We start from the raw sequence: 17679 nt of genomic DNA on the forward strand, positions 1-17679 counted from the left end.
TAATTGATAGCTTCATCGATTAACGAAAATCATATCTATCTTACGTTCTGATGATGTTAGCTCAAATTCATTTGACAAAAAGTGAACCAATGTTTAATTTAAACGCATGTTTTAAATTAAAAATTAAGGTCACGCAATGGCAAATCGTTCTGATACTAAAACCCGCATTCTGGATGCCGCAGAAAAGTTATTTGCTGAACGTGGATTTTCAGAAACCTCTCTAAGACTTATTACCAGTAAGGCGGAAGTAAACCTAGCATCGGTTAATTACCATTTTGGCTCAAAAAAGGAGTTAATTAGGGCTGTTTTAGCGCGTTATTTAGACCGCTTTATGCCCGAAGCCTCCGCTGAAATTGAATCATTAAGACAAGGCAGCGATCCGTCTCTAAATGATATTTTTTCATCTTTAGTCAAGCCATTACTCGAGCTTAACAAGTTTAAAGCCGACGGCACCAGTACTTTTCTACAACTATTAGGGCGTGGTTATATTGAGAGTCAGGGGCATTTGCGCTGGTTTATTACCACTCATTACGGTGAACACCTGTCTAAGTTTGTTAAAGCTGTAGCTGAAAGCGCGCCACATATTCCTCCTGCAGAGATGTTTTGGCGTCTACACTTTACCTTAGGGACTGTGGTTTTCACTATGGCCTCAGCCGATGCGCTTAATGAAATTGCTGAAGCCGATTTCGATGAACATAATGATATTGAAGCCGTGATCCGTAAAGTTATTCCATATCTCGCTGCCGGTGTCGCAGTGCCTGTTAGTACCCAATAGGGGGCGTTATGTCTGTTTTTCTTCTAGTACTATTAGTCGTGATAGTACTTTTTGGTGTTAAAAACATCCGCATGCAATTCATTACACGACCAATATTTTCATTTTTTAAGAAAGTCTTACCTCCATTATCCAGCACTGAAAAAGAAGCCATGGAAGCGGGCGATGTGTGGTGGGAAGGTGAGCTATTTCGTGGCAAGCCTAACTGGGAAACGCTGCACAGTTACGGTAAATCTCGACTTAATGAAGAGGAAAAGGCATTTATCGATAATCAGGTGATGACGGCCCTGAAGATGATAGATGATTATGACATTGTTCATCAGCGTAAAGATCTACCTCCTGAGTTATGGAAGTACTTTAAAGATGAAGGCTTTTTTGCGTTAATTATTCCTAAAGAGTATGGCGGAAAGGCGTTTTCTGCCTATGCCAATTCAACCATTGTTAGTAAATTAGCCAGTCGTAGCGCGAGTGCTGCTGTGAGTGTCATGGTGCCTAACTCATTAGGTCCAGGGGAATTGTTAACTCACTATGGTACTAAGGAGCAAAGAGATTATTGGCTTCCTCGCTTAGCAAGCGGAAAGGATGTACCTTGTTTTGCTTTGACGGCACCGGATGCGGGCTCAGATGCCAGCGCGATTCCAGACACTGGCATTGTGTGCCGAGGTGAATTTAACGGTGAGCAGGTACTGGGTTTAAATCTGACTTGGAATAAGCGTTATATTACCTTAGCGCCAGTAGCAACAGTATTAGGCTTAGCTTTCCAAATGCGTGATCCCGATGGCTTACTCGGCGATCAAAAAAATATCGGTATTACCTGTGCGCTGATCCCAACCGACCATCCTGGCGTGAATATTGGTCGTCGTCATAATCCATTGAATATGGCATTTATGAACGGTACCACAACCGGCGACAATGTTTTTATTCCGTTGGATTGGATTATCGGTGGGCCTCAGTATGCAGGTCGTGGCTGGCGTATGTTAGTCGAGTGTTTATCTGCAGGACGCGGGATCTCGCTGCCAGCAATGGCCACGGCGACGGGTCACTTAGCCACTAAAACGACTACGGCATACAGTGCGGTGAGACAGCAGTTTGGGGTTGCGATCGGTCAATTTGAGGGTGTCCAAGAAGCTTTAGTGCGTATTATTGCCAACACTTATCAGTTAGAAGCCGCGCGCCATCTGACGACAACGGGCATAGATCTGAAAATGAAACCCTCAGTGGTCACAGCCATCGCCAAATACCACATGACAGAGCTTGGGCGAGATGTATTAAATGATGCGATGGATATTCAAGCGGGTAAGGGGATCCAACTTGGGCCTAAAAACTATTTAGGCCATGGCTATATGTCAACGCCTATTTCCATTACGGTTGAAGGCGCCAATATTCTTACCCGAAGCTTGATGATATTCGGCCAAGGTGCGACGCGTTGCCATCCTTATGTTCTGGCTGAGATGGAAGCCGCAGCAATGGAAGATAACAGTGTTGCACTAGAACGTTTTGATAATTTACTGCTAGGACATATTGGTTATGCTACTCGCAATGCTTTTAGTGCCTTGTGGTGTGCGCTATCGGGAAGCCGTTTTAATTCTGCACCAGTGAGTGGTTCCACCAGAACTTATTATCAGCAGATGAGCCGAATTTCGGCAGCATTAGCCTTTATGTCTGATCTTGCCATGTTAGTGATGGGCGGCGATCTTAAGCGAAAAGAGATGTTATCTGCCCGTCTTGGGGATATCTTAAGTGAGCTTTATCTGGGATCGGCTACCTTAAAACTGTTCGAAGATAATGGCCGTCAACAAGATGATCTGCCAATAGTTCATTATGTTATGCAAACTAGGTTGTATAAGGCTGCACAAGCTATACAGGCGGTGTTAAGAAACTTCCCAAATCGTCCCGTTGCTTGGTTAATGCGAGTGATGATTTTTCCATTCGGTAATCATTTCCATAAGCCGGATGATTCATTGGCGATTAACATCTGCCAATCCTTGCTGAAGCCTGGACCTGCAAGGGACAGATTAACTTTCCTTTGCCCAGATTTCAGCGGTGATAAAGGGGGAGTTGCCGACGTTGAAAAAGCCTTTATGGCGCAGCATCTGTGTTTGCCATTAATGAGAAAAATTAAACAGGCACAGAAGGGCAATAAATTACCCAGAAAACTTGGTGGCACAGAATTATTTGAACAGGCCTTGTCTGCTGGGATTATCGATCAAAGTGAACATCAATTGTTAGTCGATGCCGATATCCTACGCAAGATAGCCATCGATGTGGATGATTTTGAAAACTTGTAATGCGACGCCAGTAGCTTAAATTCAGGCAATAAAAAGGGTACGTAATGCGTACCCTTTTTTCGTCTCTAGCTTTTGTAAAATCTAAAACTTTAGAGCTAACAAGCGTGAAAATGATTAAGCGACCACTAATACCTTACAGGTATTGGTACCGCCAATGGTCTCCATCGCATCGCCTTTAGTCATTAATACCATATCACCAGAGTTAAGATAGCCTTTGGCTTGCAATGCTTCTAGTGCACGCTGAGCAAGAAGTTCAGCGCTATGTGCCGTAGAATCAAAATATACTGGCTGAACACCACGATACAGCGCCATTTTAGCCAGTGTCACATCATGACGGGACAGGGCTAAGATTGGTAATGCCGAACTGATGCGTGACATCAATTGTGGGGTTGCACCTGATTCAGTTAAAGCGACGATAGCTTTAACACCTTCAAGGTGATTAGCGGCGTACATAGTCGCAAGGGCAATGGTTTCTTCAACAGAGGTGAAACGCTCATCTAAACGGTGCTTAGATACTTGTACACTTGGGTGGGCTTCGGCGCCAAGACATACGTTGGCCATAGCCATCACGGTTTCTTCTGGGAAGTCACCAGCAGCGGTTTCGGCTGAAAGCATTACTGCATCGGTACCATCGAGAACCGCGTTAGCCACGTCCATTACTTCTGCGCGAGTTGGCATTGGGCTGCTTATCATCGATTCCATCATTTGAGTTGCGGTGATCACGCTCTTATTCAACTGGCGAGAGCGGCTTATCAGTTTCTTTTGGACCGCAACTAGTGCAGCATCACCAATTTCCACACCCAAATCGCCACGAGCAACCATGACAGCGTCAGAAGCCAAAATGACATCATCCATGGCTTCATCAGAAACAACGGCTTCTGCACGTTCAACTTTTGAGACAATTAATGCGTTACTACCTGCTTTCTGAGCTAATTCACGCGCATAATTTAGATCGGCACCGCTGCGAGGGAAGGAGACGGCAAGGTAATCTACCTTAATTTGAGCGGCAGTGATGATATCTTGCTTATCTTTTTCTGTTAATGCTGCAGCAGATAAGCCACCACCTTTTTTGTTAATACCTTTATTGTTTGATAAAGGCCCTGCGACAGTAACCGTAGTATGTACTTTATTACCGTCAACTTTTTCAACTCTTAACTGAACACGACCATCATCAAGCATTAAGATGTCACCAACAGTCACATCTTGAGGTAGCTCTTTGTAATCGATACCGACTTGGTTTTCATCACCTTCACCTTTGGCTAAGTCTGCATCGAGGATAAAAGCCTTGCCTAAATCTAATTGGACTTTCTTATTATCTTTGAAAGTTGATACGCGGATTTTAGGACCTTGCAGATCACCTAAGATAGCAACATGAACACCAAGTTCTTTGGCGATGTTTCTAACGTCGGTAGCGCGTTTTAGATGATCTTCAGGTGAGCCATGGGAGAAATTTAGACGAACAACGTTAGCGCCAGCTTTAATAATACGACGTAAATTATCGTCGCGATCGGTGGCTGGACCAAGTGTGGTCACAATTTTAGTTCTGCGGAACATGAGATACTCCGTTAAGTTTAAATTCTACCTCTATATTAACAGACAAATTGGCCTTTTGTAGGAAAATTACAAACAAAATGATCTATCTCAAGTTATTATTTTTGTGACCAACGCCAATAAAATCCACAAAAAAGGCGGTTTGTTATTAACAAACCGCCTCAAACTGCTAACAAATTGTACTAGAGGATAGGATCTTTTTCTATTCTAGACTCTTTTAATACCTCTTTAACCCGCTTCAATGACTCTCTAAAGCGTGGACCACGGCGTAGTGTGAACCCGGTTGCTAACACATCGACAATGACTAATTGTGCTAAGCGAGATGCCATAGGTAAGTACATGTCGGTATCTTCTGGGACTTCCATTGTTACAGGTAAAGTACATTCACTCGATAGAGGTGAGTTACGAGAAGTAATAGCAATGACAGCAGCCCCGTTTTCACGAGCCAAGCGAGCAATATCGATAAGAGACTTTGTGCGACCAGTATGGGAAATCAATACTACAACATCTCCTTCAGAGCTATTAATGCAACTCATGCGTTGCATTAATACGTCATCAAAGCAGATAACAGGGACATTAAATCGGAAAAATTTATTCTGTGCATCATGGGCCACAGATGCTGAAGCACCTAAACCGAAAAATGAAATTTTCTTAGCTTGGGTCAGGATATCTACCGCTTTATTGATCGCAGCTGTATCCATGCTTTGTCTCGCTGTATCGAGCGCTGCCATTGACGATTCGAAAATCTTGGTGGTGTATGAGTCCGGGCTATCGTCTTCTTCGACGTGACGACTTACATAAGGTGTACCATTGGCTAAGCTCTGGGCTAAATGTAATTTAAAATCTGGGAATCCCTTGGTGTCCAGGCGGCGACAGAAGCGGTTAACTGTGGGTTCGCTGACATCGGCCATTTTAGCAAGCGTTGCAATACTGGAATGAATTGCCGTTTGTGGTGATGCTAAGATCACTTCCGCAACTTTGCGCTCTGATTTACTGAATTGAGCTAAGCTTTTCTGAACCTTTTCTAGGGTATTCATGTGCGTATATCCAGTCGGTAGTAATGTAATTATATTTATTCTTTTATGTCATTAAAGAAACAAACAAAAGGTGCTAAAGTTTGATCTAGATAACGAATGATGATCTAACTACGAAGCAAACTTACTACTATATATAGTAATTTAAACACAAAAAGCATATCAGATTTTGATGTCTTGTTACTAGTTTACTAATAGTACATTTTTTACAAAATAATGGTGCAATTCACAAATTGTGTTGTTATATTACAACAAATATAGCGGTTCCTCATAGACCTAATGAGGCGCAGTGACAAGGAGATTTATAAGCTATGGGCATGCGATCACCAGAAGCCAAAGCTTGCGATTTTGTATTATTTGGAACCAAAGGCGATTTAGCGAGGCGTAAACTATTGCCTTCACTTTATCAATTGGATAAAGCCGGTCTGCTAAATGAAGAAACGAAAGTGCTTGGTGTTGCCAAAGATGCATTTACACAGGATGAATTCCAAGCTTTAGTCACTAAAGCACTTAATAGCTTTGTTAAAGAAGCCCTTTGTTCTGAAACCCTTGCTCGTTTTCTACAACGTTGCTTTTATGTCGGTACTAACTTTACCGAACCTGAGGGATATAAAGCTTTCCATGATGTGCTTGAACCTAAGAAGCGTGTCATGGTGTGCTATTTTGCCACTCCTCCTGCTATTTTTGGCGATATTTGCCGCTGCTTAAACGAACAAAAACTGATTTACCCAGATACCCGTGTTGTATTAGAAAAACCAATCGGTTCAGATCTGGAGTCATCTAAAGTCATTAACGACCAAGTCAGTGCCTTCTTCAATGAGAATCAAGTTTATCGAATCGACCATTATTTAGGTAAAGAAACCGTACAAAATTTGATTGCGTTGCGTTTTGCTAACTCTTTATTCGCCTCAAAATGGGATAACCGTACTATCGATCATGTACAGATCACGGTTGCAGAAGAGGTAGGCATTGAAGGACGTTGGGGTTACTTCGATAAAGCAGGCCAGATGCGCGACATGATCCAAAACCATCTGTTGCAGGTGCTAACCTTAGTTGCGATGGATCCTCCGGTTAACCTTAACGCCGACAGTATTCGTGATGAAAAAGTGAAAGTACTTAAATCACTGCGTCCTATTGATGCCGATAATATCTACGAAAATACTGTGCGTGGTCAGTACTCTTCAGGTTTCCTAAAAGGGACGCCAGTTCCTGGTTATTTGGAAGAAGAGGGGGCGAACACCCAATCTAACGCAGAAACTTTCGTTGCTTTGCGTGTCGATATCGATAACTGGCGCTGGGCTGGTGTACCTTTCTATTTAAGAAGTGGTAAACGTATGCCAACCAAGAGTTCTGAAATTGTTGTTTATTTCAAGAATCCACCACATAACTTGTATCGTTCAAGCTACCGTAATCTGCCTGCCAATAAGCTGACTATTCGTCTACAGCCTCATGAAGGGGTTGAGATCCAAATGATGAATAAGGTACCGGGTCTAGAGCAAAAGCAACGATTACAAACTACCAAACTCGATTTAAGTTTCTCAGATACCTTTAAAAACGATCGTATTGCCGATGCTTATGAGCGTCTGTTACTCGAAGCAATGTTAGGCAATCAAGCCCTGTTCGTGCGTCGTGATGAAGTTGAACAAGCATGGACTTGGGTTGACGGTATTATTCAAGCCTGGGAGCAGAGTAACGAGAAACCCAAACCCTATCCTGCGGGGAGTTGGGGGCCGGTTGCGTCAGTTGCTTTGATAGCAAAAGATGGTCGTTCTTGGGATGAGTAGGAGATTATTAACATGATTAGAGAATCTGTGTTCAAATCATTTGATGATAAATCAGCCCTAGAAAATCAACTTGCTGAGCGGATTGCCCAGCAGCTCCAGGCGGCGATTGATGCCCGTGGTAAAGCGAGTTTAGTCGTCTCTGGCGGTTCAACCCCATTAGCCTTGTTTGAGCTGTTAAGTCATAAAGCGATTGAGTGGCAAGATGTCTATATCACCTTAGCTGACGAGCGCTGGGTAGATACGGAATCAGACGATTCCAATGAAAATTTGGTGCGTCAAAATTTATTACAGAATCGCGCCGCAAGTGCCAAGTTTCGCGGTCTGAAAAACATGTTCAACACTGCTGAAGCCGGTGTTGATATGACTATTGAACAGCTAGCTAATTTCCCAAAACCCTTTGATGTTGTTGTGCTGGGTATGGGCAATGATGGGCATACTTGCTCTTGGTTCCCTTGTTCGGCAGAGATTGAACAAGCACTTACCACAGATGCTTTATGTTTGGCTTGTAACCCTACTACAGCACCACACGGCCGCATGACGATTTCTAAAAAAGGAATTTTAGCCAGCCGTCAAATCTATTTACATATCGTTGGTGAGCAGAAGCACTCTGTTTACCGGCAAGCACTCGAAAATGATGACGCGAAGACGATGCCAATACGTGCAGTGTTGGGTCAAAGTCACACTCCCGTTGATGTTTATTGGAGCGCTTAAGGAGTTCTTATGCACACAGTAGTACAGTCGGTAACCGACAGAATCATTGAGCGTAGTAAGCATTCGCGCGCTCAATATCTTAAAGCGCTCGATGAAGCTAAATCTAAAGGTGTTCATCGTAGCAGCCTAAGCTGTGGCAACTTGGCTCATGGTTTTGCGGCTTGTAACCCTACAGATAAGAGTGCGATCAAGGCATTGACTAAGGCCAATATCGGTATTGTTACCGCCTTCAACGATATGTTGTCGGCGCATCAACCCTATGAAACTTATCCGCAGTTGCTTAAACAAGCCTGTCAGGAAGTGGGTAGCGTTGCACAAGTAGCCGGCGGTGTACCTGCAATGTGTGATGGTGTAACCCAAGGTCAACCCGGCATGGAGCTCAGCTTACTCAGCCGTGAAGTGATTGCCATGGGTACGGCAGTTGGTCTATCACACAATATGTTTGATGGCGCTTTATTGCTTGGTATTTGCGATAAAATTGTTCCTGGGCTTTTGATTGGTGCTTTAAGCTTTGGTCATTTACCTATGTTATTTGTGCCTGCTGGCCCAATGAAATCAGGTATTCCAAATAAAGAAAAAGCCCGAATTCGTCAGAAATTTGCCCAAGGTCAGGTGGATCGAGCAGCGCTATTGGATGCCGAATCTAAGTCATATCACAGTGCCGGTACATGTACCTTCTATGGTACGGCTAATAGTAACCAATTAATGCTTGAAGTCATGGGCTTACAGTTACCTGGCTCCTCTTTTGTTAATCCAGATGATCCGCTGCGTGAAGCATTAAACAAGATGGCCGCGAAACAAGTGTGTCGTTTAACCGAGATGGGAACGCAATATACGCCTATCGGTGAAGTGGTTAACGAAAAGTCTGTGGTTAACGGCATTGTCGCACTATTAGCGACAGGTGGTTCAACCAACTTAACCATGCATATTGTCGCCGCCGCACGTGCAGCTGGGATTATTGTTAATTGGGATGACTTCTCTGAGTTATCTGATGCTGTGCCGCTATTGGCACGCGTTTATCCTAATGGCCATGCCGATATCAACCATTTCCACGCGGCAGGTGGTATGGCATTACTGATCAAAGAATTACTCGATGCGGGTTTGCTGCATGAAGATGTCAACACTGTAGCGGGTTACGGTTTGCGCCGTTATACCCAAGAGCCACGTCTTATCGATAACGAGTTGGTTTGGGTTGAAGGGCCCACTGAGTCTTTAGATAAAGAAGTGTTAACTCGTGTTGCAGAGCCTTTCCAGGCGAACGGTGGTCTAAAACTGCTTAAAGGTAATCTAGGTCGTGCGGTGATCAAAGTCTCTGCCGTTGCGGAGCAACATCGTGTGGTTGAAGCGCCTGCGGTTGTGATTGACGATCAAAACAAACTTGAAGCGTTATTTAAAGCCGGTGAACTTGATAAAGATTGTGTGGTAGTGGTTAAGGGACAAGGGCCTAAAGCCATCGGTATGCCTGAACTGCATAAGTTGACGCCGATCTTAGGTAGCTTACAGGATAAAGGTTTTAAGGTTGCTCTATTAACCGATGGCCGCATGTCAGGTGCTTCTGGAAAAGTGCCTGCAGCTATCCATTTAACGCCTGAGGCACTCGATGGAGGCTTGATTGCTAAAGTCGAAAATGACGATTTAATTCGTGTCGATGCTGTGAAGGGTGAAGTGAGCTTACTGGTTGATGAAGCGGTTTTAGCAGCACGCGAAGCGCACAAAGTCGATCTACGCAGTACAAGTTACGGTATGGGACGTGAGTTATTTTCAGCACTGCGTTCAAATTTAAGTAGTCCAGAAACGGGTGCGCGTTGCACCACGACTATCGACGAAAATTATTAATCATTGAGGAAGAGTAAAGCAATGGCTGAGAATAACTGGTCAATACAACCACAAGATATTTTTAAACGTAGCCCAATCGTTCCTGTAATGGTGATTAATAAGATTGAAGATGCGGTACCTTTAGCCCGTGCCTTGGTTGCTGGCGGTATTTCGGTATTGGAAGTGACATTGCGTACACCTTGTGCTCTTGAAGCGATTGCTAAAATCGCCAAAGAAGTACCAGAAGCGATTGTGGGTGCTGGCACCATTTTAAATGAAGCTCAGTTACAGCAAGCAGTCGATGCCGGAGCACAATTTGTCATCACACCAGGTGCGACTACCGATCTGCTAAAAGCAGCGATGGCCGGTACTGTACCTCTGATCCCTGGTGTTGCAAGTATTTCTGAAGTGATGGCGGGAATGGCGTTAGGTTATACTAATTTTAAGTTTTTCCCTGCAGAAGCTTCAGGTGGTGTGAATGCACTTAAAGCGTTTGCTGGTCCTCTAGCCAATATTCGTTTCTGTCCAACTGGCGGGATCACCCCAAGTAGTTACAAAGACTACTTAGCTTTAAGCAATGTTGATTGTATTGGCGGTAGTTGGATAGCGCCTGCAGATGCGATGGAGCAGGGCGACTGGGATCGAATTACTCAATTATGTAAAGAAGCCATAGCTGGTATCTAATACACAATAGTTTGCTTGTAAATAATAAAAAAACCTCTGCCTAGACAGAGGTTTTTTATTTTTTAAATCAAAAGATTATCGCTGTTAGTTAATAGAGTCTATCGGCTGTGTATATCGGTACGGACCATCGGCTTGCCAGATACGGTATCTTAGTACCACATCTTTTGGTAGGTAAAAGACTTTTGGCAATCGGCTGTCATATTTGAGCATGAGTGTTTGTTGTAGTGGAATAAACCCTTGTTGTTTAGTTTGGCTTATACAGGCTTTACGGGTGCTGATTCCGGGTTTTACCTCTGTGACTTGGTAATAAGTATATCCCCAGCCCTTAAGGGTTTGTTCTGCTAAATCGCCCTGCAAACTATATTGGTTGCAATCCACCATTTGCATCTGTCCGATTTCAATTTCAACACGATACTGAGGCTCATTACTGAGCTTATTTAAGGTCAAAATATGCTGCACCATCTCTGTGTCTGGTGCAGGAAACATCTTCGTAGTTTCTTTGGCTTGGTAACTTTCTTTGTCTTGTACTGAAACTGTAATTGCAGGTTTTATTTCAATATTGGGCTTTGGTGGCGATGTTGCCAATGCTGAATTAGATACAGATATCAGCCCTAATGCGCTTAATAGGCTTACCATTAATTTATTTATTTTGGTCGACTTCATGGACACTCCTCGTGATTAAATTCTGCATTCAAGGCTATTAACGTAGCGGTTTTGAAAAAGGGTTATTAAGTCAGAAAATATTTAGTTTGATAATCAAACAATATCACGATATATTTAGTTTGAATATCAAACTATCAGTGTTAAATATAGGGAATTCAATGGAACAGCAACACAGTATTTCTCCGTGGCAGCATCAACATCGCTTTGCCAACATCAATAGTAATGGTGAGAGAAACACTCGCTATGTGCTCTATCTCACCTTAGTCACCATGATCGCAGAAATAGTTGCTGGTAGTGTTTACGGCTCTATGGCGCTATTAGCTGATGGTTGGCATATGGGGACTCATGCCGCCGCATTTATGATCACTTTATTTGCTTACTATTATGCTAAGAAGTATGCCGATGATCCGAAATACGCTTTTGGAGCAGGTAAAGTCAGTGTACTTGGTGGCTTTACCAGCGCGGTAGCTCTAGGGCTGGTTGCATTACTCATGGTGGTTGAATCAGTTAGCCGTTTATTAAATCCAGAACATATTCAATTTAATGAAGCCATCTTGGTGGCGATAATCGGTCTTACTGTGAATGTTGTGTCGGTATTTTTATTAAAAGACCATCACAGCCATGGACATAGTCACGGCCACAGTCACAGTCATGCTGGCCATAGTCATGCCGGCCATAGTCATGAGAGGCATCACGGCCATGATCATGTTAAAGAGCATAATCATCATGCTGATGCAGATTCTGATGGTCATCAGCATCATGAGTCAGAGCAACACTCTCATGAACATCATGGCCATACTCATAGCCACGGACATGATCATAATCTCAGAGCGGCCTATTTTCATGTCTTGGCCGATGCATTAACTTCATTGCTGGCCATCGGAGCTTTATTATTGGGTAAATATTTAGGCTTAGGCTGGTTTGATCCTCTCATGGGAATTGTGGGCGCAGTGATTATTACCAGTTGGGCATGGGGATTGGTTAAACAAACAGGGCCTATCTTGCTAGATGCCAGCATCGATGAACAATATGTTGCAGATGTGGTCAAAACCATTGAGCAAGAAAGTGACCATCAAGTGAGTGATATACATGTTTGGCCTATCAGTGCAGATCATCATGCAGCCATCATTTCTATTGTCAGCCATGCCCCCAAAGATGCCGAATATTTCAGACAAAAATTGAGTCGATTTTCTCGTCTCAATCATTTAACTATCGAAGTTTTTACCTGCGATTGCCCAGATAGCAAGTCAATTACAGAGGTTACCAATGGAGCATGATGAGCAACTCAGTCATCAGATCGTTGAGTTTTATGAAAAACTCTCATCGTGGGAGTCTGGTGTTGTTAAAGATGCTGGACATTCATTGCCGCAAATTCATGCCGTTGAGATCTTAGGTGCTAATGGTGGCATGCGAATGAAGCAGTTGGCCGAAAAAATGGGTATCACTACGGGTACATTGACAGTGCAAGTAGATCGAATGGAACAAGCAGGCTTGGTAGAACGTCAGGCTCATGATCAAGATAAACGGGTAACCTTGGTCTGTTTAACGCCTGCTGGATGGAATATTTACTATGAACACGATAGGTTACATCAAACGTTAACTGATCAAATTACGGCGAAATTTTCAGATAATGAACGTCAAATACTAGTGACCTTATTCGAAAAGATGAACAGTGCTTTTTAGGTGTTTTTATCGGTATCGAATAGATTTGTGTTATAGAAAGTTTGTCGCTCTCTGTGATGATTGATAGAATTCAACCCGCTGTTACATTTGTTGCTGCGGGTTGAACAGCTTTATTATTTGTTAACATTCACTTAGAGAGAATATTCAGTGTTATCTAGAATTAAAACTATAACAACAAACCAGTTCTGCCTGATTATTGCCATATTTTATGTTTGTGTGTTCAATATCCCTTTATTCGGTATTGTGAAGCAAGGGATAGAAAAACAGGCCGATGTGAATTATCTTTTCATCGCTAGCATGCCATTATTTTTGGTCTTTGCACTGAGTACTATTTTCTCATTATTTAGCGTAAAGTACCTGTTAAAACCATTCTTTATTACAGTCACCTTAATCTCCTCAAGTGTGTTTTTTGCTGCACTCCAATACGGTGTTGTATTTGATTACGGCATGATAGAAAACACCATGCAAACCAATAAAGGTGAAGCATTAACCTACCTTAATTTTTCTTCGGTGTTGAACTTTTTTGTGACTGGTATTCTCCCCGCATTATTGATTTATAAAGTCAATATTGCTTATAAGCCGTTATTTAAAGAGCTTCTGCATAAAGTTTTATTTATGGTTTCTATGTTGATTGGTATCGGTGTGATTGGCTTCTTTTTCTATCAAAATTATGTGGCATTCGGACGTAATAACGACGAGATGAAGGGGTATATTGTACCGACTTATGCTATCGGCTCGATGATAAAATATGTCAAAATTAATTATTTCCAAGAGCCGCTGGTTTATAAACAGCAGGGGCTAGATGCGAAAAATGTTACTATAGATAGTAACAATAAGCCCAATTTAGTGGTGTTAGTGGTGGGAGAAACGGCTCGCGCTATGAACTATGAGTATTATGGCTATAACAAGCCAACCAATACTCATACCAAGCCATTTAATATGATTGCTTTCCAAGATACGGTTTCTTGCGGTACGGCAACGGCAGTATCACTTCCATGTATGTTTTCTAGCATGAGTCGTGAAAATTATGACTCTCGTAAAGCACGTGCTCAAGACACAGCCATTGATGTGTTAGATCATGCTGGTATTAACCTGAATTGGTTGGATAACGACAGTGGTTGCAAAGGGGTTTGTAATCGAGTCACTCATCTGAATATTGATTTAAATAGCGATCCTCAACTGTGCAATGGCCACTATTGTTATGATCAAGTTTTGCTCAATCAACTGGATAAGGTTTTAGAGACTCCAGTTACCTCTGATACCTTAATTGTATTGCATATCATTGGTTCTCACGGTCCAACCTATTATTTGCGTTATCCAGAGGAGCATCGCAAATTTGTTCCAGACTGCCAACGTAGTGACATTCAAAATTGCAATCATGAGCAGTTGATGAATACCTATGACAATACCATTTTGTATTCTGATTATATTATGGCTCAAGTGATCGAGCGCCTTAAACAGCGTCAAGCTAGTGCCAATACTGCCATGCTCTATTTATCAGATCATGGTGAGTCTTTAGGCGAAAGTGGTATGTATTTACATGGCGCGCCCTATGCTTTTGCACCACAAGAGCAGATCTCAATCCCAATGTTAGCCTGGATATCTGCTGACTTCGCCAATGAAAATAAGCTGGATACTGATTGTCTAAGAAATTACGCCAATAAGGGCGGCTTTTCTCACGACAACCTGTTTTCATCATTATTGGGTTTGATGAACGTAGAGACAGAAGTTTATCACCCAGAAGCCGATATCTTCGCAAGCTGTCGTATGCGCTAAGACTAAATAAGTGATAAAAAAACCGCTAGGGGTTCACTCTGGCGGTTTTTTTATGAAGGCTTGAAAGCAATAAGCTTAATCGGGTTTCAGTTGCATATCCATTTTGATTAAATGTTCTTCCATATCGAAAGTAACACTAAAGCCAAGGCTTTTTGCGAGACTAGCCATGTTTCGATTTTCGAACATAGTAAAACCGGTCAATACTTGAGTATCGTTGGTTTTGTAGTAGGCGATTAACTTTTCTAGTAATAATTTACCTAAACCTAATCCTTGATGATCACTGCGAACAGCCATAGCAAACTCGGCTTCTGTGTTATCGGGGTCGATAGAGGCACGGATCGCACCAAGGGTAATATCATCACCATCTTCAGCTTTGGCGGTGGCAATGAAAGCCATTTCGCGGGCGTAATCGATTTGGGTTAATACCGCCATCTCTTCGTGGGTCATTTTTGAGCGCACACCGAAATAGCGTTTGTATCTGTCTTCATCGGACAGTGAATTATCGAATGCCAAGTGTTTAGGCTCATCTTCAGGTAAGATTGGCCGCAGCATGATTTCTAACCCATTTTTGAGTGTGGCGCGCTGTTCAAGCTCTTTGGGGTAGGGACAAATGGCCAATCTATTAGCGTTGTCAGCAGGGCACTCTTGTAGTTGAATATTAACATCGAGTAGGGTGATTTGTTCTCCAGCACACAAGACAGGATTGAGATCCAATGCGGCAATCTCTGGGCAGTCTATGATCAAATGTGATATTTGGGTCAACATAACACACAGGGCGTTCATGTTTAGCCCTAGTGGCAGATGGCGGTCTTTTAGTTTGTGGGTTTTTAATGCTTGGATCACCATATAGCGCGCCAGTGTCATATTCAATGGCGGTAGGGCAACTGCTGCATCAGTAGTTGGATTCCATTCAGAACCGCCTTCACCTAACAGAATAGCTGGACCAAATACCGGATCGTTCATTACAGCAACACGGATCTCTTGTGCTCCAGCCGTGAGCGCCATCTTCTGTACTATCATGCCTTCAATCGTTGCCGATTCATTGATGCTATGAACCCGATTGATGATGGCATTTGCCGCTTGTAAAACCTCGCTACCAGAACTGAGGTTGAGAACCACACCTTGCACATCAGATTTGTAATGAATATCGGGGGATTGCACTTTAAGCGCTACGGGGTAGCCAATTCGATCGGCGATTTCGGCAGCTTGTTCAGCGTTGTTACTAAAGTGGGTTTCAATGGTATTAAGACCATAAGCTTTTAGTATTGCGCTGGACTCATGGGTTTCCAATACCTTTTTATTTTTACTCAAAGCCTCAGTAAGAAGCTTGCGAGCTAATAGGGCATCGGTTGGAATGTTATCAGGAATAGATTGTGGAACCTCTTGCAATAGCTTTTGGTTGCGGCGGTATTCGACCATGTGCATAAAGGCACCTACCGCGCCTTCAGGGGTTCGATAAGTCGGAATTCCGGCTTTATTAAACAGCTTTCTAGCTCGATAAGCCGAGTCTTCGCCGCTCCAGTTGGTCAGTACATTGACTCGGTTTCGTTGTGGGTGAGTTGCAATAAGGCTGGCAATGCTGTCAGCGATCTCGATACCACAGCCTAAGGCTGAGGGAGAATGAAGCACTAAAATGGCATCGGCAATATCAGCCTTCATTAGTATATCCAAGCATTTTGTATAACGCTCGGCATCGGCATCACCACCAATATCTACTGGGTTTTGTCCAGACCAGGTATTGGGTAAAATTTCATCGAGCGCGTTAATACTCTCGCTATCGAGCACCGCCGCTTTGCCACCACCTAAGATCAGCTGATCTAACGCCAATACTGCTGGGCCACCACCATTAGTCAAAATTGCCAGTCTTTCTCCTTGAAGCGGCGTGGAGTGGGCCAGAGTCTCAACGGCGGCAAATAGTTCAACCAGATCGTTAACTCGCAGCATACCAGCACGTCTGAAGGCGGCTTCGTACACGGCATCGTTACCGCCTATTCCTCCCGTATGTAATCTGGCGGCAGTGTTTCCTTCTAAACTGCGGCCAGATTTAATCACTAAAATAGGTTTGTTGCGCGCCGCTGCTCGTGCTGCTGATAAGAAGTGGCGTTTTTCATTAATTGAATCAACATAGAGTAAAATCGCCGTCGTCCGCGAGTCGCGGCCGAGATAATCGAGTAACTCATCGAAATCGATATCGGTAGCATCTCCCAGAGAAATAAACGATGAGAAGCCAATCCCTTTATTGTTGGCCCAGTCAAGTACAGTGGTACAAATAGCGGCGGACTGAGATACGAAAGCAATTTTACCGGGCAGGGCACTGGTATGAGCTAGGCTGGCATTGAGACCAAGGTTTGGCAGCATCATCCCTAAACTGTTGGGGCCAAGAAGTCGCATGCCGTAGCGCTTAGCATGTTGTTGAGTCAATAACAGCAGGTTGTTACCTTCATCATCGGTTTGAGTGGCCATGCCAGAAGCATTGATGATGGCGGTTTTACAACCAAACTGGGCCAAGCGCTCGATGATTTGAGGCACGCGTATGGCTGCCGTGCAAACAATGGCCAAATCGGGCTTTAATGGTAGGGCGTCTATGCTGGGATAGGCGAGGACGCCCATGACCGCATTATATTTGGGTGTAACTGGCATAATAGGGCCAGAGAAACCACCGGATAACAAGTTACGCATAACAACATTACCCGCACGATTTTTGCCATTGGAAGCACCGATAATTGCAACCGAATTGGGTTTAAATAAAGCGTGTAACGTGCGTTGACTCATCTTGCGCTCCTGTGTCCTTTAGCCACTTAGCAGTGTAACTCAGTTTGAGTTTTTTTCTCTAGGATTTTAGTAGGATAAAGAAATTTGAGATGTAGGGGGTTTTTGAGATGTCAAACTCATCTTTCTTATTCAAGTCTGATTTTATC

General features: G+C 43.3%; 13 protein-coding genes. 9 read left to right on the forward strand and 4 right to left on the reverse strand.

Features of this window, described 5'->3' with window-relative positions:
* Positions 1-136 precede the first annotated feature (136 nt).
* Positions 137-775 carry a TetR/AcrR family transcriptional regulator gene (locus L1D21_RS06490; protein WP_239844431.1) on the forward strand — a complete coding sequence of 213 codons (639 nt, stop codon included), beginning with the start codon at positions 137-139 and terminating at the stop codon, positions 773-775.
* Between the two features lie 8 nt (positions 776-783).
* On the forward strand, positions 784-3060 hold the full coding sequence (locus L1D21_RS06495; RefSeq protein WP_239844432.1) for an acyl-CoA dehydrogenase: 2277 nt from the start codon (positions 784-786) through the stop codon (positions 3058-3060).
* A 114-nt stretch (positions 3061-3174) separates the two neighbouring features.
* On the opposite strand, the gene pyk is transcribed toward L1D21_RS06495, so the two are convergent.
* Positions 3175-4614: a pyruvate kinase gene (pyk, locus tag L1D21_RS06500; protein ID WP_239844433.1), complete on the reverse strand. Its 1440-nt coding sequence runs from the start codon at positions 4612-4614 to the stop codon at positions 3175-3177.
* Between the two features lie 179 nt (positions 4615-4793).
* Positions 4794-5648 carry a MurR/RpiR family transcriptional regulator gene (locus L1D21_RS06505; RefSeq protein WP_239844434.1) on the reverse strand — a complete coding sequence of 285 codons (855 nt, stop codon included), beginning with the start codon at positions 5646-5648 and terminating at the stop codon, positions 4794-4796.
* A gap of 308 nt (positions 5649-5956) precedes the next feature.
* On the opposite strand from L1D21_RS06505, the gene zwf reads away from it, so the two are divergent.
* Genes zwf through L1D21_RS06525 form a run of 4 tightly spaced genes read left to right on the forward strand, consistent with a single transcriptional unit; the run spans position 5957 to position 10639 of the window.
* Positions 5957-7429, forward strand: coding sequence for a glucose-6-phosphate dehydrogenase (gene zwf, locus L1D21_RS06510; RefSeq protein WP_239844435.1), 1473 nt, complete (start codon positions 5957-5959; stop codon positions 7427-7429).
* A 12-nt stretch (positions 7430-7441) separates the two neighbouring features.
* Positions 7442-8140, forward strand: coding sequence for a 6-phosphogluconolactonase (gene pgl / locus L1D21_RS06515; RefSeq protein ID WP_239844436.1), 699 nt, complete (start codon positions 7442-7444; stop codon positions 8138-8140).
* A 9-nt stretch (positions 8141-8149) separates the two neighbouring features.
* A complete protein-coding gene (gene edd, locus L1D21_RS06520) occupies positions 8150-9976 on the forward strand; it encodes a phosphogluconate dehydratase (RefSeq protein WP_239844437.1) in 1827 nt (608 codons plus the stop codon).
* A 21-nt stretch (positions 9977-9997) separates the two neighbouring features.
* Positions 9998-10639 carry a bifunctional 4-hydroxy-2-oxoglutarate aldolase/2-dehydro-3-deoxy-phosphogluconate aldolase gene (locus L1D21_RS06525; RefSeq protein ID WP_239844438.1) on the forward strand — a complete coding sequence of 214 codons (642 nt, stop codon included), beginning with the start codon at positions 9998-10000 and terminating at the stop codon, positions 10637-10639.
* An 84-nt stretch (positions 10640-10723) separates the two neighbouring features.
* On the opposite strand, the gene eco is transcribed toward L1D21_RS06525, so the two are convergent.
* Positions 10724-11275 (reverse strand): serine protease inhibitor ecotin, encoded by a 552-nt coding sequence (gene eco / locus L1D21_RS06530; RefSeq protein ID WP_239844927.1) that lies wholly within the window; start codon positions 11273-11275, stop codon positions 10724-10726.
* 185 nt (positions 11276-11460) lie between these two features.
* Between eco and L1D21_RS06535 the strand changes: the two genes are divergently transcribed.
* The 3 genes from L1D21_RS06535 (at position 11461) to L1D21_RS06545 (ending at position 14761) form a co-directional block, all read left to right on the forward strand.
* Entirely contained in the window at positions 11461-12579 is a 1119-nt protein-coding gene (locus tag L1D21_RS06535; protein WP_239844439.1) for a cation diffusion facilitator family transporter, read from the forward strand.
* Positions 12569-12985 (forward strand): MarR family transcriptional regulator, encoded by a 417-nt coding sequence (locus L1D21_RS06540; protein WP_239844440.1) that lies wholly within the window; start codon positions 12569-12571, stop codon positions 12983-12985. The genes L1D21_RS06535 and L1D21_RS06540 overlap by 11 nt, the downstream gene beginning before the upstream one ends.
* A 147-nt stretch (positions 12986-13132) precedes the next feature.
* Positions 13133-14761, forward strand: coding sequence for a phosphoethanolamine--lipid A transferase (locus tag L1D21_RS06545; protein WP_239844441.1), 1629 nt, complete (start codon positions 13133-13135; stop codon positions 14759-14761).
* A gap of 75 nt (positions 14762-14836) precedes the next feature.
* Here L1D21_RS06545 and L1D21_RS06550 read toward each other — a convergent pair whose 3' ends face one another.
* Positions 14837-17533 (reverse strand): acetate--CoA ligase family protein, encoded by a 2697-nt coding sequence (locus tag L1D21_RS06550; RefSeq protein ID WP_239844442.1) that lies wholly within the window; start codon positions 17531-17533, stop codon positions 14837-14839.
* Positions 17534-17679 lie beyond the last annotated feature (146 nt).

Origin of the sequence: Shewanella sp. Isolate11 (assembly GCF_022398315.1) — a bacterium.
Lineage (GTDB): Bacteria > Pseudomonadota > Gammaproteobacteria > Enterobacterales > Shewanellaceae > Shewanella.